The 19,675-nt window shown below is 34.1% G+C and carries 20 protein-coding genes; 10 read left to right on the top strand and 10 right to left on the bottom strand.

Translation table 11 applies throughout. The annotated features are described in order from the left end of the window. Positions 1–4 precede the first annotated feature (4 nt). Complete coding sequence (locus tag AAYQ19_RS04385) at positions 5–1,111, bottom strand: Glu/Leu/Phe/Val family dehydrogenase (protein ID WP_343534246.1); 1,107 nt, start codon at positions 1,109–1,111, stop codon at positions 5–7. Positions 1,112–1,314: 203 nt separating this feature from the next. Here AAYQ19_RS04385 and AAYQ19_RS04390 point away from each other — a divergent pair, with 203 nt between their 5' ends. From AAYQ19_RS04390 to AAYQ19_RS04410, 5 genes are all read left to right on the top strand, one after another. After that, positions 1,315–3,093 (top strand): ABC transporter ATP-binding protein, encoded by a 1,779-nt coding sequence (locus AAYQ19_RS04390; RefSeq protein ID WP_343534248.1) that lies wholly within the window; start codon positions 1,315–1,317, stop codon positions 3,091–3,093. 69 nt (positions 3,094–3,162) lie between these two features. After that, complete coding sequence (locus AAYQ19_RS04395) at positions 3,163–3,531, top strand: PUR family DNA/RNA-binding protein (protein WP_026728980.1); 369 nt, start codon at positions 3,163–3,165, stop codon at positions 3,529–3,531. A gap of 172 nt (positions 3,532–3,703) precedes the next feature. After that, on the top strand, positions 3,704–4,534 hold the full coding sequence (locus AAYQ19_RS04400) for an alpha/beta hydrolase (RefSeq protein ID WP_343534250.1): 831 nt from the start codon (positions 3,704–3,706) through the stop codon (positions 4,532–4,534). A 223-nt stretch (positions 4,535–4,757) separates the two neighbouring features. After that, complete coding sequence (locus AAYQ19_RS04405; protein ID WP_343534252.1) at positions 4,758–5,306, top strand: RBBP9/YdeN family alpha/beta hydrolase; 549 nt, start codon at positions 4,758–4,760, stop codon at positions 5,304–5,306. Positions 5,307–5,364: 58 nt separating this feature from the next. Next, positions 5,365–5,886, top strand: a complete 522-nt coding sequence (locus AAYQ19_RS04410; protein ID WP_343534254.1) for a hypothetical protein — start codon at positions 5,365–5,367, stop codon at positions 5,884–5,886. A gap of 45 nt (positions 5,887–5,931) precedes the next feature. Here AAYQ19_RS04410 and AAYQ19_RS04415 read toward each other — a convergent pair whose 3' ends face one another. Beyond that, a complete protein-coding gene (locus AAYQ19_RS04415; RefSeq protein WP_343534256.1) occupies positions 5,932–6,267 on the bottom strand; it encodes a tRNA-binding protein in 336 nt (111 codons plus the stop codon). Positions 6,268–6,734: 467 nt separating this feature from the next. Here AAYQ19_RS04415 and AAYQ19_RS04420 point away from each other — a divergent pair, with 467 nt between their 5' ends. Continuing rightward, entirely contained in the window at positions 6,735–7,130 is a 396-nt protein-coding gene (locus AAYQ19_RS04420; protein ID WP_343534258.1) for a GreA/GreB family elongation factor, read from the top strand. 115 nt (positions 7,131–7,245) lie between these two features. On the opposite strand, the gene AAYQ19_RS04425 is transcribed toward AAYQ19_RS04420, so the two are convergent. The 8 genes from AAYQ19_RS04425 to AAYQ19_RS04460 all read right to left on the bottom strand — a co-directional run bounded on the left by AAYQ19_RS04425 (position 7,246) and on the right by AAYQ19_RS04460 (position 13,144). Continuing rightward, positions 7,246–7,554, bottom strand: a complete 309-nt coding sequence (locus AAYQ19_RS04425) for a cytochrome c (protein WP_343534260.1) — start codon at positions 7,552–7,554, stop codon at positions 7,246–7,248. A 100-nt stretch (positions 7,555–7,654) separates the two neighbouring features. Beyond that, positions 7,655–8,587, bottom strand: coding sequence for a peptidylprolyl isomerase (locus AAYQ19_RS04430; protein ID WP_343534262.1), 933 nt, complete (start codon positions 8,585–8,587; stop codon positions 7,655–7,657). A 60-nt stretch (positions 8,588–8,647) separates the two neighbouring features. Next, complete coding sequence (locus tag AAYQ19_RS04435; RefSeq protein ID WP_343534264.1) at positions 8,648–9,784, bottom strand: MFS transporter; 1,137 nt, start codon at positions 9,782–9,784, stop codon at positions 8,648–8,650. A gap of 175 nt (positions 9,785–9,959) precedes the next feature. Next, on the bottom strand, positions 9,960–10,301 hold the full coding sequence (locus AAYQ19_RS04440; protein WP_343534266.1) for a cupin domain-containing protein: 342 nt from the start codon (positions 10,299–10,301) through the stop codon (positions 9,960–9,962). A 5-nt stretch (positions 10,302–10,306) separates the two neighbouring features. Further along, complete coding sequence (locus AAYQ19_RS04445; protein ID WP_343534268.1) at positions 10,307–11,203, bottom strand: archaemetzincin family Zn-dependent metalloprotease; 897 nt, start codon at positions 11,201–11,203, stop codon at positions 10,307–10,309. 15 nt (positions 11,204–11,218) lie between these two features. After that, positions 11,219–12,091: a sugar phosphate isomerase/epimerase family protein gene (locus tag AAYQ19_RS04450; RefSeq protein WP_343534270.1), complete on the bottom strand. Its 873-nt coding sequence runs from the start codon at positions 12,089–12,091 to the stop codon at positions 11,219–11,221. A gap of 57 nt (positions 12,092–12,148) precedes the next feature. Continuing rightward, the gene (locus AAYQ19_RS04455; protein ID WP_343534272.1) at positions 12,149–12,688 is read right to left on the bottom strand and encodes an NADPH-dependent FMN reductase; all 540 of its coding nucleotides are present in this window, start codon (positions 12,686–12,688) and stop codon (positions 12,149–12,151) included. 96 nt (positions 12,689–12,784) lie between these two features. Continuing rightward, positions 12,785–13,144 (bottom strand): hypothetical protein, encoded by a 360-nt coding sequence (locus AAYQ19_RS04460; protein ID WP_343534274.1) that lies wholly within the window; start codon positions 13,142–13,144, stop codon positions 12,785–12,787. A 269-nt stretch (positions 13,145–13,413) separates the two neighbouring features. Here AAYQ19_RS04460 and trmD point away from each other — a divergent pair, with 269 nt between their 5' ends. The 4 genes from trmD to AAYQ19_RS04480 all read left to right on the top strand — a co-directional run bounded on the left by trmD (position 13,414) and on the right by AAYQ19_RS04480 (position 19,656). Next, positions 13,414–14,088, top strand: a complete 675-nt coding sequence (trmD, locus tag AAYQ19_RS04465; protein ID WP_343534400.1) for a tRNA (guanosine(37)-N1)-methyltransferase TrmD — start codon at positions 13,414–13,416, stop codon at positions 14,086–14,088. Between the two features lie 173 nt (positions 14,089–14,261). Further along, a complete protein-coding gene (gene rplS, locus AAYQ19_RS04470; protein ID WP_343534276.1) occupies positions 14,262–14,612 on the top strand; it encodes a 50S ribosomal protein L19 in 351 nt (116 codons plus the stop codon). 285 nt (positions 14,613–14,897) lie between these two features. After that, positions 14,898–17,120, top strand: a complete 2,223-nt coding sequence (locus AAYQ19_RS04475; protein WP_343534278.1) for an NADP-dependent isocitrate dehydrogenase — start codon at positions 14,898–14,900, stop codon at positions 17,118–17,120. Between the two features lie 151 nt (positions 17,121–17,271). Further along, positions 17,272–19,656, top strand: a complete 2,385-nt coding sequence (locus AAYQ19_RS04480) for a TonB-dependent receptor (protein ID WP_343534280.1) — start codon at positions 17,272–17,274, stop codon at positions 19,654–19,656. Positions 19,657–19,675 lie beyond the last annotated feature (19 nt).

Below are 19,675 nucleotides of genomic sequence, written 5' to 3' on the forward strand. Positions count from 1 at the left end.
AAAACTACTTTTTAGCGTTTTCTAATTTTCTTGCATCAATACGATTTTGAGCAATTGTAAGTGCCGCTTTATGCGTTGTAATTCCGTTTTTTACAGCATAATCGATAATTTCTAAAGTAGTGTTATAGATATTTTCGGTTTTAGCCATAATTTCAGGTTTTCCATAGTGAGCTAATTCAGCATAAACATTGATGATTCCACCAGCATTGATCAAGAAATCTGGAGCATATAAAATTCCTCTTTCTTGCAATCTTGCACCATGAACATTTTCATCTGCTAATTGATTGTTGGCAGCACCAGCAATAACTTTAGCTTTAATTTTGTTTACTGTATTATCATTGATGATTGCTCCCATTGCACATGGCGCATAAATATCAACATCAGCAGTATACAAATCTTCACCTGTGTAAATTGTTGCGTTGTATTTTGAAGCTACCTCATATAATTTTTCTTCATTGATATCCGAAATTGTAACCTGCGCTCCTTCTTTAGTCAAATATTCAACCAAAGCTTCACCCACGTGCCCAATTCCTTGAACCAAAACTTTTTTACCGTCTAAAACATCAGAACCAAATTGGCTTTTTGCTGCCGCTTTCATTCCTAAATAAACTCCGTAAGCTGTAACAGGCGAAGGATTTCCAGATCCACCTCTTTCCTCAGAAATTCCAGTTACATAAGGCGTAACGTCTCTCACTGTGTCCATGTCTTTTGTTTCCATTCCAACATCTTCAGCAGTAATATATCTTCCGCTTAAAGAGTGAACAAATTCTCCAAACTTGCGCATTAGTTCAGGCGTTTTTTGGGTTTTAGCATCACCAATAATAACCGCTTTACCTCCACCAATATTTAGTCCAGTAATGGCAGATTTATAAGTCATCCCTCTTGAAAGACGCAAAACATCGTTTAATGCCTCCCACTCGGTGTTATAATTCCACATTCTAGTACCTCCTAAAGCTGGCCCCATAACCGAATTATGAATACCAATAATTGCTTTTAAACCTGTATCTTTGTCATTGCAAAATACAATTTGTTCGTGATCGTCAAAAGATAATTGACCAAAAACAGGATCCATTTTTTGAAGTTCCTTTCCAGTTGCGAAAGTTGCATCCATAGCGCTAGTATTAATTAGTTAAAATTATGAATTTGTCAAAAAGACTTCTCAAACATAATTAAAAAATACACATGTGCTAATTTTTTATCTTTAAAATAACAATTTTACAATATAATTGTTTTGATTTAATTGCAATTTATTATAATTTTAATTAATGATAATTCATAATTTTAAATCAATTCAATATCACATTTCTTAAAAAAATGAAAGAATTAAGCTATTTAAACAAATATTTCATCAAATATAAATTCAGTTTTTCCTTTGGAATTTTAATCACAATAATCGCACAAATATTCTTTTTGTTTACTCCAAAACTGGTCAGTCATTCCTTTGACGTTATTGAACGGTTTTTAAAACTTTCAGAAGCAGATCAAAATTCAGCCATTATTAGAGAATTTTACAAACAAGATTTGATTCATAATGTGCTGTTAATCATCGGAAGTGCGATTGTAGCAGGTTTCTTGACTTTTTTAATGCGCCAAACATTAATTGTAATGTCACGCCACATCGAGTTTGATTTGAAAAATGAAGTTTTCAAGCAATACGAAATTCTTTCGCAGAATTTTTACAAACAAAACCGAACTGGAGATTTAATGAACCGAATTTCTGAAGACGTTTCAAAAGTTCGTATGTATGTCGGGCCTGCAGTAATGTATACAATCAATACATTTATACGCTTTGCGATCGTTATCATATATATGTATAATGTTTCGCCGCTTTTGACTTTGTACACGATTCTTCCGTTGCCAATTTTATCGTATTGTATTTTTAAATTGAGTTCAGAAATCAATAAGCGAAGCACCACTTTCCAGCAATATTTATCAAAAGTTTCCAGTTTTACACAAGAAATTTTTTCTGGAATTCGCGTCATAAAAGCCTATTCGTTAGAAAATCAGCATCAGAATAATATGATTGATCTTGCTGATGAAAGCAAAAAGAAAAGTTTGGATCTAGCTAAAGTACAATCGCTTTTTGGGCCGTTGATGATTGCGCTTATCGGAATCAGTAATTTGGTTGTGATTTATTTTGGAGGCGTAATGTACATTAACGGAAGTATCCCGAATATTGGAACCATTGCCGAGTTTATATTATATGTAAACATGCTGACTTGGCCAGTAGCGTCTTTGGGCTGGGTTTCGTCGATGGTTCAAGAGGCCGAAGCTTCTCAGAAACGTTTAAACGAATTTTTGAAATTGGAGCCCGAAATCAAAAACAACAATCCAAATTCATCTGAAATTCACGGTTCAATTGCTTTTGAAAATGTGAGTTACACGTATGAAGATACCAATATCGAAGCACTAAAAAATGTAACTTTTTCTGTAAAAAATGGAGAAACATTAGCCATTTTAGGAAAAACGGGATCTGGAAAATCGACTATTTTATCCTTAATTTCACGTTTCTATGATGTTACGGAAGGAAGAATTACAATTGATCAAAATGAGATCAGTACTTTGAACTTAAATGATCTGAGAAACAGCATTGGAATGGTGCCACAAGATGCTTTTTTATTCTCGGATACCATCAAAAACAACATCAAATTTGGCAACGAAAATGCTACTGATGAAGAAGTCATTGAAGCGGCGAAAAATGCTGTGGTTCATGACAATATCGTAGCATTCAACAAACAATATGACACTATTTTAGGTGAACGAGGCATCACGCTTTCGGGCGGACAAAAGCAACGTGTCTCTATTGCCCGCGCCATAATTAAAGATCCTGCCATTTTGCTTTTTGACGATTGTCTTTCTGCAGTCGATACAGAAACTGAAGAAACCATTTTAAGCAATTTATTTGAAATTTGTAAAAATAAAACTACAATTATTGTAAGCCACCGCGTTTCATCAGCTAAAAATGCTGACAAGATTATCATTTTGGAAGACGGTAAAATTATTCAACAAGGTTCTCATAATCAATTAATAAATCAAGACGGCTATTATTCATCGTTATATTTAAAACAACTTTCGGAAAAAGAATTACTTTAATTGTTGTGTAATAGATAAATTTTTATGATTTTTGAGTACTATTAATTCCAAAAAATGATAGAACGTATTATGAGAGAAAATGACATGTTAGAAAAAGAAGAGATTTTTTCTAAAGTATTACGCGCAGGAAGAAGAACTTATTTCTTTGATGTGAGAGCTACAAAAGCTGACGATTATTATATCACAATTACCGAAAGTAAAAAATTCACTGAAGAAGATGGTTCTTTTCATTTTAAAAAACACAAAATTTACTTGTACAAAGAAGATTTTAGTGCTTTTGCAGAAATACTAGAAGAAATGACTTCATATGTCTTGAACCACAAAGGCGAAGAAGTGATCTCTGAAAGACACCAAAAAGATTTTAAAAAAGAATACAGTTCTGATAAAGCTGAAACACAAAGATCAAGCTTTACCGATATTGATTTTGACGATATTTAGTCCTAAATAACTTTTTTTTAAAAAAGTACGAGTCCAATTTGTATAGCATTTTGGACTTTTTTTATATATTTATTTTTTGAGATGTGAATTGTAAAATGTGAGACGTACGATTTAGACATCTTCAACTTCCACGAAATACATTTTACTACTAACATTTTACATTCAACAAAAAATGAAAAAATTATTTTCCCTATTGGCTTTTGTTTTCATCAGCTTTTCAGCATTTTCACAAAAACTGGAATACGAAACCAAAACAAATATTCAATATTACAACGCAACGGCAAACAAAGCTGATAGCTACATTAACGAAAGATGCGTTTTAGATATTTATTATCCAAAAAACACTAAAGGCTTTGCAACAATCGTATGGTTTCACGGTGGTGGGCTGACAGGCGGAAGCAAAGAAATTCCTGAAGCATTGAAAAATAAAGGTTTTGCAATTATTGGTGTAAATTACAGGCTTTCGCCAAAAGTAAGAGCAGAAAAATGTATTGAAGATGCGGCAGCAGCAGTAAGCTGGGCTTTCAATAATATCGCTAGTTATGGTGGGGATAATTCTCTAATTTTTGTTTCTGGACATTCGGCTGGGGCTTATTTGACCTCAATGATTGGACTTGATAAAAAATGGCTCCAAAAAGAAGGAATTGATGCAAACAAAATCGCTGGACTTATTCCGTTTAGCTCACAATGCATTACGCATTTTGAAATTAGAAGACAAAACGGAATTCCTGAAAAACAGCCTACAATTGACGAATATGCTCCTTTATATCACGTTCGCGCGGATGCTCCGCCACTTTTGTTAATCACAGGAGATCGCGAATTGGAAATGTTAGGACGATATGAAGAAAACGCTTATATGGCAAGAATGATGAAACTTGTTGGACATACGCAAACAAAACTTTATGAATTAGATGGTTACGGGCACGGAATGACAGAACCCGGCTTTCCATTACTTGTCAATGAAGTAAACCGCATTTTAAAAGAAAAACAAACCAAGAAGTAAACTAACAACGACTTCTTTAGTTGAAAATTGAATAAAAATTTTAACACATAGAAACATAGTTCCATAGCTTTGGAACTGTTCTGAAAATAAAAGAAACAAGTTTCCACACATAGCCAAACTATGTGAATTTAAATTAGTGAAACGCCTTTTTTAATCTTCAAAAAACTATGTTTCTATGTGTTGAAAAAGTAAATTAGCTAATAACAAACTAAAATCCACGGCAATGGACACACAACTATTAATTCTACCAGGACTTGGAAATTCTGGAGAAAAACACTGGCAGACTTTTTGGCACAAAAAATTCGAAAATTCAATTCGAATTGTACAAGATAATTGGGATGAACCTTTACGCGAAGATTGGGTTTCCCGCCTGAATGAAGAAATTTCAAAATTAGAAAGCCCTACGGTTTTAGTTGCGCATAGTCTTGCCGTTTCCTTGGTATTGCATTGGGCAGAAAACAATTCTAATAAAAATATAATTGGCGCTTTATTAGTAGCTCCTGCTGATGTTGATTCACCAGAACACACACCCGAAGTAGTTCGAAATTTTTCACCAATGCCTCTTTACAAATTACCTTTTCCTTCAATTGTTGTCGCAAGCGAAAATGATCCGTATGCGTCATTCGAAAGAAAAAAACATTTTGCCGAAAAATGGGGAAGCGAGTTTGTAAACGTTGGCGAACAAGGCCACATCAACTCAGATTCTGATTTGAAATATTGGGAAGAAGGGCAGGAAATTTTGCAGAAGTTAATTGAGAAAATTACCAGTTAAAAAAAGTCACAAAAAAGAAAATAGTTTTTCACAAATAGGCAAATTTTAAAAACGTTCAATGAACAAAATAGAAGCCATACAAGACAAAAGTGATTATGAAGATTATTGGGACTTCATAAATTATCGAATTGACGACAATTGGTTAGATGAAAAACTTGATGAACTTTATCCAAATCGAATGTTCAGAGGACTTATTCCAACACTTGTATATTGGATGGAACATGAAGAAGAAAAAACAGTTGTTTGGAAACGAATATTACCAAGTGAAAATGAAACAACAATTTGCCCAATTTTGATGTGTCCAGACGACAATGATTTTTCCTGCACATTAATAGTTGCAGAAATCAAGAATTGTGGAGACTTAATACAATGGAAACGAATGGGTATTGATCAAACAAGAGAATGGGGTGCTGAAAAAGTTGGCTCTAAAGTAGAATGGTTTAATGAATTAGAAGACCTTAATTTTTCAAAACAAGATTATCTAAAAATGCTCGAAACCTTCACATTGCAACTAACCGTTGACAAATTGCGAATTGAAGAACATCTAAGAGAATGGAATGATACAAAATCAAATACCTAACACAGTTTTTGCGTTAGGTATCTTTCTATATCTTTAATTAAAAAACTATCCAATCCTTAACCCATTCGGAATTTTAAAATCAGGCGCTAATAAAATTACATCTCCCTCCTCGCCCACTGCACCAAGAACCAAGCATTCACTCATAAATTTTCCGATTTGTTTTTTCGGAAAATTCACGACCGCCACAATCTGGCGATTTATCAAATCTTCTTTTTTATATCGTTTGGTAATTTGTGCCGATGATTTTCGGATTCCTATTTCTGAACCGAAATCAATTGTCAATTGAAAAGCTGGTTTTCTTGCTTCGGGAAAATCATTTACTTCCATAATTGTCCCAACGCGCATATCGGTTCTTTCAAATTCATTCCAAGTTAAATCCATTCTAAAAATTGTTTATTTACAAACCTATCAATTTTGGATTTAATTCTGTTACCTCAGCAAAGCTTTTTTACCATAGCATCGAATTTTACCTATTAAAAAAAGTTTCTTATCTTTGCAAATTCAATAAAATCACTCATTGTGAATACTATAACAATATTTACAGTTTCTTCTTTGCTGTTTTCTTTTAGAAGAAAACCGCTTTCTGCTGTACTTATTTCACATAGTAAGGCCTTTATTAATTAGGCCTCCGTCTATTTCACTTTTCTTCTTTCAGGCGGAGGATTTACCTCAACTTTAAACATTTTTTACTTTGACAAAAATCAATTTTGGTCGGGTATTTTTTTGTTTTTCCATATTCAGCGTATTTCAAAAATTTAGTTTTCAAAAAGACTTCAACTGTATTGTGCTTTATATTCTAATAAGAAGAAAAATCTTTTAAAAAAGTATAACAATAAATTCAAACAGATATGAAACCAACACCCACTTTTAGCAAATCAGATTATCAATTTTTAAGAGATTTGATATTAAAAAGCAAGAATTCAACAAACACAAGAGAAGCCAATCAGCTTTCGCAGGAATTGGATCGCGCTATAATCAGCAAAGAAAGCGAATTGGATCCTTCGGTAATCAGAATCAATTCTGTTGTAACGATTGAAGATGTAAAAGCTCAAAAACAAATGAAAATACAAATTGTTTTGCCATCTGTTGCCGATTTAAAACAATCAAAAATTTCAATTCTTGCGCCTTTAAGCGTTGCCATTATTGGATTTAAGGAAAACGACCAAGTCGATTGGGAATTGCCTGCCGGAATCAAAACTTTAAAGGTAATTGCCGTTGACAATACAGAAGTATTTATTTCGTAACTTTTTAAACACCTCCAATTATGAAGGTGTTTTTTTTATATCTGTCTGAAAACAAAAAAACTATTCAATAGTAACATTGAATAGTTTTTTTTATGTTTTTCTCAAACGTAAATTATTACAATTGCGAATGAATATAGTTTGTTATTGAAGCCATGTTAGTATCATCCAACTTTGCTTTCTTTTGCATACGAACCAAAATTGGTTGCCATTCTTCTTTCGTAAATTTCGTTGGTTCGAACAATTTATGACATTTTGCACAATTGTTTTCGTATAAACTCTTACCTGCAGCAAGTTCAGGAGTTAGTTCCTTTGCTTTTGCAGTCTCAGTAACTGCCGGAGCAGCTGGAGTAGCAGGTGCTTTTTTTGAACCGCAAGAAGCTGCAAATAATGCGATCGCGGCTAAAGTTAAGATTTTTGATTTCATCGCTTGGTTTCGTTTTTAATTTAAGTAAATATAAAAAAATCCCATACGCCGCGGCATATGGGATTGTTATTTAAAACAATACTAAATTGCTTTCAAAATCTTATTTTACGTCCATTAATTCAACGTCAAAAATCAAAGTTGCGTGTGGTGGAATTACTCCTCCTGCTCCTGATGGTCCGTAAGCTAAATCAGATGGAATTACAAAACGAGCTTTGTCTCCAACTTGCAATAAAGCAATACCTTCGTCCCATCCTTCGATTACTTGTCCAATTCCTAATTTGAATTCAATTGGTTTTTTTCTTGGGTAAGATGAATCAAAAACTTTTCCGTTTTCTAAAGATCCTTCGTAGTGAACAGAAACTGTTTTTCCAGCTTCAGCTCTTTTTCCTTCTCCTTTTTGAATCATTTTATAACGTAAACCGCTTTCAGTTTTATCAAAACCAGCAGCTAATTGCTCCATTTTTGCTTCAGATTCTGCTTTTAAAGCCGCTTCTCTTTTCATACGAGCTCCTTTCAAAGAAATGAAAGCTTCGATTGCATTCCATTTTTGAGCTTCTTCACCAACTCTGATAATTTCTACAGACTCTAAAGCATCACCTTGAGCAACTGCATCAACGATATCTTGTCCTTGAACAACATGTCCAAAAACAGTGTGTTTTCCGTCTAACCAAGGAGTTGGAACGTGCGTGATGAAAAATTGAGAACCGTTAGTTCCAGGACCAGAATTTGCCATAGATAAAACCCCTGGACGGTCATGTTTTAAGCTTGAAACGAATTCGTCATCAAATTTATAACCTGGATCTCCTGTTCCAGTTCCTTTAGGACATCCACCTTGAATCATAAAATCAGCGATTACTCTGTGAAAGTTCAATCCGTCGTAGAATTTTTGCCCTTGAGGTTTTACTTTATTTTCCATATTTCCTTCTGCAAGAGCCACAAAGTTTCCTACAGTTCCTGGTGTCAAATCATGTGTCAATTTTACTAAAATCGAACCTTTGCTAGTATTGAATTTAGCGTATATTCCGTTTTCCATTGTTGTATTTTTTTTATTTGAATGCAAATTTACAAATTAATTTTTTATCAATTTGTCTTTCTATTTTTTAGATTTTGATTTATAAGTAAGGCCATAAACGGCTAATGACATTAGCGATAAAACCATACAACCAATAGCAACAGCATGCCATCCGCCAAGTTTCCAAAGCAATAATCCATATGCTGATCCAACTGCAGTTCCTAAAAAGCTAAATGACATAAATACGGTATTTAAGCGATTTCTAGCTTCTGGCAATAACGAATAAACTCGGGTTTGATTTGAAATGTGAACACCTTGAATTCCGATATCAATAAACACAATTCCAATTGCAATTCCGATTACGCTTTCAATCGAAAAATAAAAAATTAGAAAGCTTATCAAAATCAACAAACAACCGTAACCAACTGCAATTCTTGAATTTCCTTTATCTCCAATTTTTCCGACCAAAGGCGCTGCCAAAGCTCCAGAAGCACCCACAATTCCGAATAACCCAATTGTAGCACTATTAAAACCAAACGGTTCGCCCGAAAGCAACAAAACCATAGTGGTCCAGAAAGCACCAAATTGAGCAAAGCTGAAAACATTTATCGCCGTCGCTTCGCGCAAGACTGGTTGTGTTTTTATAAGCGTAAAAAGCGATTTAATCAATTCGCCATAAGTTCCTGAAAACTGAGGCTTGTTGACTGGAAATGTACTTTGAATGACAAAAAAGATCAATAGACAAATTGCAGCAGCAATATAAAACATCAATCTCCAACCCAAAACCTGACCGATAAAGCCACTTAATGTTCGCGAAAGCAAAATCCCAACTAAAAGGCCACTCATAATAGTTCCGATGACTTTTCCACGTTGTTCATGCGTACTCAAAGACGCGGCTAAAGGCAGAATGAGTTGTGGTACAATTGAAGTGATTCCGATTAACAAAGAAGCGATTTGTAAAATCAAAAAACTTTTTGCTGTCGCTGCAATCAATAAAGCAATTACAGAGGCAAAAGTGGTCATTAAAATTTGCTTTTTTCGCTCAATCTTATCGCCCAGAGGCACCATAAAAAACAACCCAACGGCATAACCAGCCTGAGTTAAATAAGTTATAGTTCCGGCATCTGCTTCGGGAATTTTAAATTCGTTGGCAATAAGTACAATCAAAGGTTGGCAGTAATAAAGATTTGCAACTATAAGACCAGTGCAAACTGCCATAAAAAGGACATTTGTTTTAGATAAATTCATGGTGCAAAAATACCAATCTAATCTTTAGCAAAACTTTAAAAAATCTATAAATTTTTAAATTTATTGAACCATATAAGTCATGTAAGTTCATTTAACTAAAAACTTAAATTTTCTTACATGACTTATATGGTTTATTTTTCAATTTTTAATAGTTCAAAAAATCTTCTCGCGCTGGACTGAAAACATCCGTCAACATTCCTTCTTCCAGACAAACAACACCGTGAACAGCGTGAGGCGGAATGTAAAAACTGTCGCCTTCTTTCAAGGTTTGTGTTACACCGCTGATTGTAACGTCAAATTTTCCGCTTGCAATATAAGTGACCTGAGAATGATAATGATCGTGCAAAACGCCAATACCTCCTTTTTCAAAATGAACATTTACAAGCATGATTCGATCATCAAAAGCGAGGATTTTTCGTTTTATTCCCTCACCAACTACTTCCCATTCTATTTCGTCTCCTTTTATAAATTCTTTGCTAGTTGCCATTTTATTTAGTTTTTAATTTTTTCAATGTCTTTTATCATTAGTTCCTGCCCTTCAGCCAAGTTATTCTTTTTGAAATATTGTTCCAGTTCATTCAGCCTTTTTACATTATCATATTTAAATCCAGAATTTAATTTTCTTTGACAAAGCGAGCACAATCGAAGCGAATGCTCGTCTGTTTCAGACAAACTATTTGTTCCATTCATAGCACAGTCGGCTTCAATGCAATGATGCAAACCAAACATATGTCCAATTTCGTGCGAACAAATTTTCAGCAATCGCTCTAAGCACAAACTGAAATCTGCATTTTCTAATCTCTTGTCATATAATCTGTGAATCGAACTAACGGCAATTTTATCTCTGTAAGATGCCAGTCCAAAAACATAATTCCATTCAGGTTTTGGATACAAATCCATTTCAGTAATTGCCATCAAAGCAATTCCCTTTTCGTGTTTTTCTTTCTTTAGAACACTATCCAAAATATAACCTGCCAAAAATTGTTCTTGGCCTAAATCGCCTTTTCTCCTAACATTTTTCGGAATAATATCATTTGAAATCTCTTTCAAAACCTTCGTCTTTAACTGAAAAAACACTTCCAAATATTCACGAACCAATTCAATTTGCTTTACTTGTTGTGAATTGAATTCTCCAATTGGCTGTAAATAAATAATATTTTCTTCTTTTGTCGGGACAACATGTTTTGTGTTTATAAATTGCTCAAAACGCTGCCCTTTTTCTGGATGAGAATACAACCAATCACCAAAAACCGGTTTTCCGAGTTTTACATCATTTGCTTTAATTTCTGTAAAATACGGATCTATTGGAAGATTTAATTCCGGATTTTCTTTTTTATTGGGTTTGCATGAACAGAAAACAACAAATAACAGAAAAAGAAGTTTCTTCATAAATTAAGCGACGAATTAAATTAGATTTTTTGAAATATAATCACAACTTGTTTTTATAGATTCAAAAGCATTTGGCACATAATTGTTCTCTTGTTCCACAAAAAAATGAACCATTCCAGATTGTTTTGCTTCTTTGAACAAAGGTTTAAAATCAATAAGTCCTGAGCCTACTTCAGTATTTAATGCTTGATTTGTCTTGTCCATATCTTTTACATGCCACATTTTAAAACGCCCTGGATTTTCTTTAAATAGTTTTAAAGAATCATTTCCAGATCGCGCAACCCAATATAAATCCAATTCAAAAAAGACTAAATCTTTATCTGTTTCTTTGAGCAAAATCTCATAGCCTGTTACGCCATCATATTTTTGAAATTCAAAATCATGATTATGATACGCCAATTTTAAACCGGCCTTTTTACACATTTTAGCCGCTTCATTTAATCGAGAAGCGATCTTTTTATAATCTTCTATACTTTTCCTAAAAGGCTCATTTACCCACGGAACAGTCAGGAATTCATTTTTCAAGACTTTAGCCGCTTCGATTGCCGCTATAAGCTCGTCGGTATTTCCATCGTACAAAAAGCTTCCTAAATTATAATGTCCGCTCACGGCTTTTAAGTTATTATCATCCAAAATCTTTTTTATTTCTTTTGGTGATAATCCCCAAAATTGATCTTTTATAGAAAAACCATACGTTTCAACGGTTGTGTAACCCGCTCTTGCGACCTTCTCTAAAGTTGATTTCACATCTTTTGGAAGTTCATCGCGTAAAGTATATAACTGTAATCCAATTTCTTTTTTGTTCATAGTAAAAGCTAATGAGGGTGCAGCTAAAACTGCCGCTGCAGCCAAGCTTGTGTTTATAATAAAGTTTCTTCTTGTTACCATTTTTATCTTAAAAAGTATAAAAGTAAAGCTACTCTTTTTATTGAAAGGCTACACAAATCAATCAAAAAAATGATTTTCGAAATTCGTTATGAAGCTTTCAAGAGCCTTTTCAGTATCAAAATTTGTTATTTTCCCTTCGTTATCTATTTTTCCGCGAATACCTTGTATTAAAAGCTGAGAAGTGGCATCAAATTTTGCTTCAAGTGTTTTCATTACCAATAAAAGTTGTTCATGACCCATTTCGCCTGAAGCCGACGCGGTGATAAGTCCTGTGGTTTTTCCAGAAAAAACAGTTGTCGAAACACACCATTCTAAAGCATTTTTTAAAGTTCCTGGCAAACTGAAAACATACTCTGGCGTACAAATTAATATACCATCAGCCTGAGTAATTTTATTTCTGAATTCGATAACTTTTTGTGGTGGAGTTTCCTGATCCAAGTCAGGATTAAAATGTGGCAATTGATCTATTTCTTCAAATATTTCAATTTCAAATTGTGGATTTATATTTTCTGAAATATATTTCAGAATTTTAAAATTGCTGGAATTTTTTCGAGTACTTCCGACAATGGCAAATATTTTTATTTTTTGAGAAGACATTGTTTTAGTTTAAAAAATCTTTGGAATTGATTCTTTAAAAATAATACTTATTTGCAAACGGAAAAAAATCTTTTTAAAACAAATGGTTTTATCAAATCATTTCACCGTCAATAAATTCATCCCTGCTAATTTATCAGAATCAATAGATTGCGGTGAAAAATTTTGCTTTTCATTTCTAAAAGAAGATATTTTTCCAGTTTTATCGACATACATGTAAATATAATTCCAATACATAGGGCCCGCCATTCTAGAATCGTGATCTTTATCTTTTTCATAAACCTGATCTGCATAAACTAGAATTTCTCCGCTGGAGGCATTGTCGAATGTTCGTATGGGAGTTCCCCAGCTTTTTATCAAATTTTGTTTGGTTTTCCCAATCCATTTATCTCCAGTATTTTTCGAGCTTGCGCATGCATATAACAACATTATAGCAAAGCATAAAACTATATTTTTCATTTGATTGTGATTTAGATTTAAGGCATTCGATAAAGCAGTAAAAATTTTATGTAATTCTACTTAAAATTAACACATAATCAATTACATAAAAACATTCGAATGTTATATAATTATTATCTAATTATTTGTAAAACAACAAATTGACATACACACTTTATACTTAAATCGCTTTTTTTCAATAAAAATAAATGCCCCCATATTTTGAATTCCTGTTTTTAAGTTTCTCCATATTTACTTTGTATCTTTGCACCCAAACTTTTGAAAGAGAAATGCGAATTGATATTATTACACTTTTACCGGAATTGTTAAGAAGCCCGTTTGAGGCTTCGATTATGAAACGTGCTATTGATAAAGGCTTGGTCGAAGTACATTTTCACAACCTTCGTGATTATAGCACCAACAGACAAAAAAGTGTTGATGATTATCCGTTTGGCGGTGGTGCCGGAATGGTGATGACGATTCAGCCCATTGATGACTGTATTACACATTTAAAAAGTCAGCGTGAATATGACGAAATTATCTATATGTCACCTGACGGCGAAACACTGAATCAAAAAATGGCAAACAAAATGTCTATGTATAAAAACATTATCATTTTGTGTGGCCACTATAAAGGTGTTGACCAAAGAGTTAGAGATCATTTTATTACGAAAGAAATTTCGATTGGAGATTATGTTTTGTCGGGAGGAGAATTGGGCGCTATTGTTTTATCTGATGCCTTAATTCGATTAATTCCTGGTGTTTTAAGTGACGAAACATCGGCATTGACAGACAGTTTTCAGGATAATTTACTATCAGGACCTATATATACAAGACCTGCCGATTACAAAGGTTGGAAAGTGCCTGAAGTTTTAACAAGTGGCCACGCGGCCAAAATTGACAAATGGCGCGAAGACATGGCTTTTGAACACACCAAAAATAGACGTCCAGATTTATTAGAATAAATTCCAAATTTTTAAAATTCCAAATCCCAATTAATCAACTAGTTAATAAATTAGAATTTGGAATTTATTTTTATTGGAATTTAATTTTTTTTATCTACATTTGCACCCGAATTTGACCAACCTCTGGCGAGATCCGTGAATGTTGTTCGGAATAAACTATAATTTAAATTATCATGGCAGATTTATTAAAATTCGTTCAAGACGAATTCGTTGCTAGAAAAGATTTCCCAGATTTCGGAGCTGGAGACACAATCACTGTTTTCTACGAAATTAAAGAGGGTGAAAAAACAAGAACTCAGTTTTTTAAAGGAGTTGTTATTCAAAGAAGAGGTTCTGGAAACACAGAAACTTTTACAATCCGTAAAATGTCTGGAGCAGTTGGTGTTGAGCGTATCTTCCCAGTAAACTTGCCAGCTTTGCAAAAAATCGAAATCAACAAGAAAGGTCACGTACGTAGAGCTAGAATTTTCTACTTCAGAGAACTTACTGGTAAAAAAGCTAAGATTAAAGATAAAAGAAGATAATCATTTATCAATCTGTTATAAAAAACTCGTTTCATATCATTTGAAACGAGTTTTTTTTATGCCTTTGTTTCCGCTACTGTCAAAACTGTAATTTTTTAATATCAAAATCATCGATTTGACAATTTAAGAAGCGCGAAATAACAATCTGATAAATCCTTCATTTCAAAATAAAACTACACCGTTTTCGGACTGTTTTTATTATATTTGCTCCGCTCGTTTTGAGCCGACTATACTTTTCATATCGTCATCCTTTGACGACACGATTATAAAAAAAAAAAAAAAAAAATGACACAGAATTCAAAAATTTTTTACACCTTAACTGATGAGGCGCCTTTATTAGCGACTTATTCTTTGTTACCAATTGTGCAGGCGTTTACTTCTACAGCAGGTATCGCTATTGAAACAAGAGACATCTCTTTAGCAGGAAGAATTTTATCTAACTTTCCTGAATCATTGACAGATGCTCAAAAAACTGGTGATGCTCTTGCTGAACTTGGTCAATTAGCTACTCAACCAGAAGCTAACATTATCAAATTACCAAACATTTCAGCATCTGTACCACAATTAAAAGCAGCTATCGCTGAATTACAATCTCACGGATACAATGTTCCAAATTATCCAGAAGATCCTAAAAATGATACTGAAAAAGAAATTAAAGCAAAATATGCAAAAGTATTAGGTTCTGCTGTAAACCCAGTTTTACGTGAAGGAAACTCTGACCGTAGAGCTCCAAGAGCAGTTAAAAACTTTGCAAAAGCAAATCCACACTCTATGGGTGCTTGGTCTTCTGACTCAAAAACTAAAGTGGCTTCAATGTCTGGTGGTGATTTTTACGGAAGTGAAAAATCATTAACTGTAAATGAAGCAAACGATGTAAAAATCGAATTCGTTGCTAAAGACGGAACTACAACTGTTTTAAAAGCAAGTACTCCATTAAAAGCGGGCGAAATTATTGACAGCTCTGTTTTAAGCGTAAGCAAATTAAAAGCTTTTGCTGCTGATGTAATCGCTGAAGCTAAAGCTGCAGGAGTTTTACTTTCTGTACACTTGAAAGCTACAATGATGAAAGTTTCTGATCCAATTATCTTCGGCGCTATCGTTGAAGTATATTTTGCAGACGTTTTCAAAAAATACGCTTCTTTATTCGCTGAATTAAACGTTGATACAAGAAACGGTTTAGGTGATATCTACGCGAAAATCGCTGGAAGACCTGAGCAAGCTGAAGTTGAAGCTGCGATCGATCAAGCAATCGCTAACGGTCCTGCTTTAGCAATGGTTAATTCTGATAAAGGAATTACAAACTTACACGTTCCATCTGACGTAATCGTTGATGCTTCTATGCCAGCAATGATTCGTACTTCTGGACAAATGTGGAACAAAGAAGGAAAAGCACAAGATACATTTGCTGTTATTCCAGATCGTTCTTATGCTGGTGTTTACACTGCAACTATCGATTTCTGTAAAAAACACGGTGCTTTTGATCCAAAAACAATGGGAAGTGTTCCTAACGTTGGATTAATGGCTCAAAAAGCAGAAGAATACGGATCTCACGACAAAACTTTCCAAATGAAAGCTGACGGTGTTGTTCGTGTAGTTGATGCAAACGGAACTGTTTTAATGGAGCAAAACGTTGAAGCTAATGACATTTTCAGAATGTGTCAGGCAAAAGACGCTCCTATTCAGGACTGGGTTAAATTGGCTGTAAACAGAGCTCGTTTATCTAGTACTCCTGCTGTTTTCTGGTTAGACGAAAACAGAGCACACGATAGAGAATTGATCGTAAAAGTTCAAAAATACCTTAAAGACTACGATACTACAAACTTAGATATCCGTATTTTAAACCCAGTTGCTGCTACTGAATTTACTTTAGACAGAATCATCAAAGGTTTAGATACTATCTCTGTAACTGGAAACGTTTTACGTGACTACTTAACAGATTTATTCCCAATTTTAGAATTAGGAACTTCTGCTAAAATGCTTTCTATCGTTCCTTTAATGAACGGTGGTGGATTGTTCGAAACTGGTGCTGGAGGATCTGCTCCTAAACACGTTGAGCAATTTACAGAAGAAGGATATTTACGTTGGGATTCATTAGGAGAGTTTTTAGCTCTTGGTGCTTCATTAGAGCATTTAGGACAAACTTTGGACAATTCTAAAGCAATCGTTTTATCTGAAACTTTAGATCAAGCTAACGATAAATTCTTAGCAAACGACAAATCTCCAGCTCGTAAAGTGGGTCAAATCGATAACCGTGGTTCTCACTTTTATTTAGCATTCTACTGGGCTCAAGCTTTGGCTGCTCAAACTAAAGATGCTGAATTAAAAGCGATCTTTACTCCAATTGCTGCTGAATTTGAAGTTAACGAAGCTAAAATCGATGCTGAATTAATTGGTGCTCAAGGAAAAGCTCAAAATATTGGAGGTTACTACCAACCAACTCCAGAATTGGTAAGCAAAGCAATGCGTCCTAGCGAAACATTCAATGCTATTATTGCTAAAATCAAATAATTTCTGAGCATTATAATGTGCTACTGCAAATAAATAAAAAAAGGCAACCTTAAACGGTTGTCTTTTTTGTTTATCTTAACTAAGATTTAACAGCCCTTCGATTTTAATATATTAGTAAGAATTCTTAACTATGTAAACCAAAATAAAAAAGATGTTTATACGAAAGATTGGCATACTTATTTTTTTAATTTTAACTGCGTTTACATCGTATTCTCAAGAAAAATTCACTCTTAGCGGTACTATAAAAGATAATAAAAGCAATGAAACCCTAATTGCTGTCAACGTCTATATTCCTTCTTTAAAAATTGGAACTACTACAAACGAATACGGATTTTACTCGCTGACCATTCCCAAAGGAGAATACCAAATCGAAATCAGTTATGTAGGCTACCAAACACTTCAACAAAACATTCTTTTAAACCAAAACACTAAAATGAATTTCAGCCTGAGTGAAGGCGAAGGTCAGGAATTGCAAGAAGTTGTAATTAAGGAAAACAAAGGCAAAATCAACACCAAATCGCCTGAAATGAGTGCCAATAAGCTCTCGATTGCGACTATTAAAAAAATGCCCGTGGTTTTGGGAGAAGTTGACGTTCTAAAATCTATTTTATTGCTTCCGGGTGTTACAAATGCAGGCGAAGGCGCATCGGGATTTAATGTTCGTGGCGGTGGCGCCGATCAAAATTTGATTCTGCTGGACGAAGCGACTATTTTTAATTCTTCACACGTTTTTGGCTTTTTCTCGGTTTTTAATCCAGATGCGATTAAGGACTTGAAATTATACAAAGGAGGAATTCCAGCACGTTTTGGCGGAAGAGCTTCATCTGTTTTGGATATTTATCAGAAAGATGGAAACAGCAAAGATTTTCATTTAAATGGAGGAATCGGATTAATCTCAAGCCGACTTTTAGCAGAAGGTCCTTTGGTAAAAGATAAAGGTTCGTTTTTAATTGGCGGAAGAGCTTCTTACGCCCACTTATTCCTAAAACTTTCTGAAGATCAAAAAGACAATTCGGCTTATTTTTACGATTTGAACACCAAATTGAGCTATAAATTAAACGACAATAACAGCTTGTATTTATCAGGGTATTTTGGTCGTGATGTTTTCAGCTTAAATAAAAGCTTTACCAATATTTACGGAAATTCAACCTTAAACTTGCGTTGGAATCATCTGTATTCAGATAAATTGTTTTCGAATTTGTCTTTGATCTACAGCGACTATTATTACGGTTTAGATCTTGATTTTGTTGGGTTCAAATGGGATTCGGGCATTCAAAACTATAATATCAAATACGACTTCAAACATTATATTTCGGATAAATTCAAATTGAGTTATGGCTTAAACGGAATTTATTACAAATTCAATCCTGGAACCATTAAACCAAGCAGTCCTGAATCAGGAATTAATCCAGATCAATTGGATAAAAAATATGCTTTTGAGCCTTCTATTTATATTGATGCCGAAAATCAGCTTTCGAAAAAAATCACAATTGCCTACGGATTGCGATACAGTTTGTTTTATCGTCTAGGTCCTTCTTATGTAAATCTATACGAAAACAACAATCCCGTAATTTTTGATACTGACATGCAGATTTATGAAAAAGCAACACCAATTGGCACTGAATATTATGGCAAAAACAAGTCGATCAAGAATTATAATAATCTAGAACCGCGTTTTTCGATTTCGTATCAATTGAATGACGACCAAGCCATAAAGGCAAGTTATAATCGAATGGCGCAATATCTTCAGTTGATTTCAAACACCTCATCGCCTACTCCACTTGACGTCTGGATGCCAAGCGATAATTACATCAAACCTCAAATTGCAGATCAGGTTGCCGTGGGTTATTTTAGAAATATTGAAAACAGCGCTTATTCGCTAGAAGTTGAAACCTATTACAAAAAAATCCAAAACCGACTCGATTACATTGACGGAGCCGACTTAATTGCAAATAATGCTATTGAGCAGGTAATTCTAAACGGACAAATGCGTGCGTATGGTTTAGAAATTATGGTAAAGAAAAACGAAGGCAAATTCAATGGATGGATTTCATATACTTTATCAAAATCAGAACAGCAGACGCCAGGAAGAACTCCCGAAGAAACCGGAATCAATAATGGACAATGGTACAGCTCTGCATATGACAAAACACATAATTTAGCCATAACTTCAGCTTATAATTTGAACGAAAAATGGTCGTTTGGTGCTAACTTTGCGTTGCAGTCGGGAATGCCAGTGACTTACCCGAATGGACAATACGAATATTTAGGAATTACAGTGCCGAGTTATGGTTTACGAAATGAGAATCGGTTGCCAGCTTACCATCATTTAGATGTTTCGGCAACTTTGACTCCGAGAAAAAACAAAGATCGAAACTGGAAAGGAGAATGGGTTTTTAGCATTTATAATTTATACAATCGCCATAATGCAGCGTCAATTAATTTCCGCCAAAATACAGATACAGGCGAAAATGAAGCCGTTAAAACATCCATTTTTGGAATTGTGCCTGCGGTGAGTTATAATTTTAGGTTTTAAAAATCACTTTTTGTTAAAA

This window comes from Flavobacterium mesophilum (genome assembly GCF_039581405.1).
Lineage (GTDB): Bacteria > Bacteroidota > Bacteroidia > Flavobacteriales > Flavobacteriaceae > Flavobacterium.

What these genes read in the sequence shown, in the direction of transcription:
- AAYQ19_RS04385 (WP_343534246.1), bottom strand. Translation starts at nt 1,111, where the DNA reads ATGGATGCAACTTTCGCAACTGGAAAGGAACTTCAAAAAATGGATCCT.
- AAYQ19_RS04390 (WP_343534248.1), top strand. Translation starts at nt 1,315, where the DNA reads ATGAAAGAATTAAGCTATTTAAACAAATATTTCATCAAATATAAATTC.
- AAYQ19_RS04395 (WP_026728980.1), top strand. Translation starts at nt 3,163, where the DNA reads ATGAGAGAAAATGACATGTTAGAAAAAGAAGAGATTTTTTCTAAAGTA.
- AAYQ19_RS04400 (WP_343534250.1), top strand. Translation starts at nt 3,704, where the DNA reads ATGAAAAAATTATTTTCCCTATTGGCTTTTGTTTTCATCAGCTTTTCA.
- AAYQ19_RS04405 (WP_343534252.1), top strand. Translation starts at nt 4,758, where the DNA reads ATGGACACACAACTATTAATTCTACCAGGACTTGGAAATTCTGGAGAA.
- AAYQ19_RS04410 (WP_343534254.1), top strand. Translation starts at nt 5,365, where the DNA reads ATGAACAAAATAGAAGCCATACAAGACAAAAGTGATTATGAAGATTAT.
- AAYQ19_RS04415 (WP_343534256.1), bottom strand. Translation starts at nt 6,267, where the DNA reads ATGGATTTAACTTGGAATGAATTTGAAAGAACCGATATGCGCGTTGGG.
- AAYQ19_RS04420 (WP_343534258.1), top strand. Translation starts at nt 6,735, where the DNA reads ATGAAACCAACACCCACTTTTAGCAAATCAGATTATCAATTTTTAAGA.
- AAYQ19_RS04425 (WP_343534260.1), bottom strand. Translation starts at nt 7,554, where the DNA reads ATGAAATCAAAAATCTTAACTTTAGCCGCGATCGCATTATTTGCAGCT.
- AAYQ19_RS04430 (WP_343534262.1), bottom strand. Translation starts at nt 8,587, where the DNA reads ATGGAAAACGGAATATACGCTAAATTCAATACTAGCAAAGGTTCGATT.
- AAYQ19_RS04435 (WP_343534264.1), bottom strand. Translation starts at nt 9,784, where the DNA reads ATGGCAGTTTGCACTGGTCTTATAGTTGCAAATCTTTATTACTGCCAA.
- AAYQ19_RS04440 (WP_343534266.1), bottom strand. Translation starts at nt 10,301, where the DNA reads ATGGCAACTAGCAAAGAATTTATAAAAGGAGACGAAATAGAATGGGAA.
- AAYQ19_RS04445 (WP_343534268.1), bottom strand. Translation starts at nt 11,203, where the DNA reads ATGAAGAAACTTCTTTTTCTGTTATTTGTTGTTTTCTGTTCATGCAAA.
- AAYQ19_RS04450 (WP_343534270.1), bottom strand. Translation starts at nt 12,091, where the DNA reads ATGGTAACAAGAAGAAACTTTATTATAAACACAAGCTTGGCTGCAGCG.
- AAYQ19_RS04455 (WP_343534272.1), bottom strand. Translation starts at nt 12,688, where the DNA reads ATGTCTTCTCAAAAAATAAAAATATTTGCCATTGTCGGAAGTACTCGA.
- AAYQ19_RS04460 (WP_343534274.1), bottom strand. Translation starts at nt 13,144, where the DNA reads ATGAAAAATATAGTTTTATGCTTTGCTATAATGTTGTTATATGCATGC.
- trmD (WP_343534400.1), top strand. Translation starts at nt 13,414, where the DNA reads ATGCGAATTGATATTATTACACTTTTACCGGAATTGTTAAGAAGCCCG.
- rplS (WP_343534276.1), top strand. Translation starts at nt 14,262, where the DNA reads ATGGCAGATTTATTAAAATTCGTTCAAGACGAATTCGTTGCTAGAAAA.
- AAYQ19_RS04475 (WP_343534278.1), top strand. Translation starts at nt 14,898, where the DNA reads ATGACACAGAATTCAAAAATTTTTTACACCTTAACTGATGAGGCGCCT.
- AAYQ19_RS04480 (WP_343534280.1), top strand. Translation starts at nt 17,272, where the DNA reads ATGTTTATACGAAAGATTGGCATACTTATTTTTTTAATTTTAACTGCG.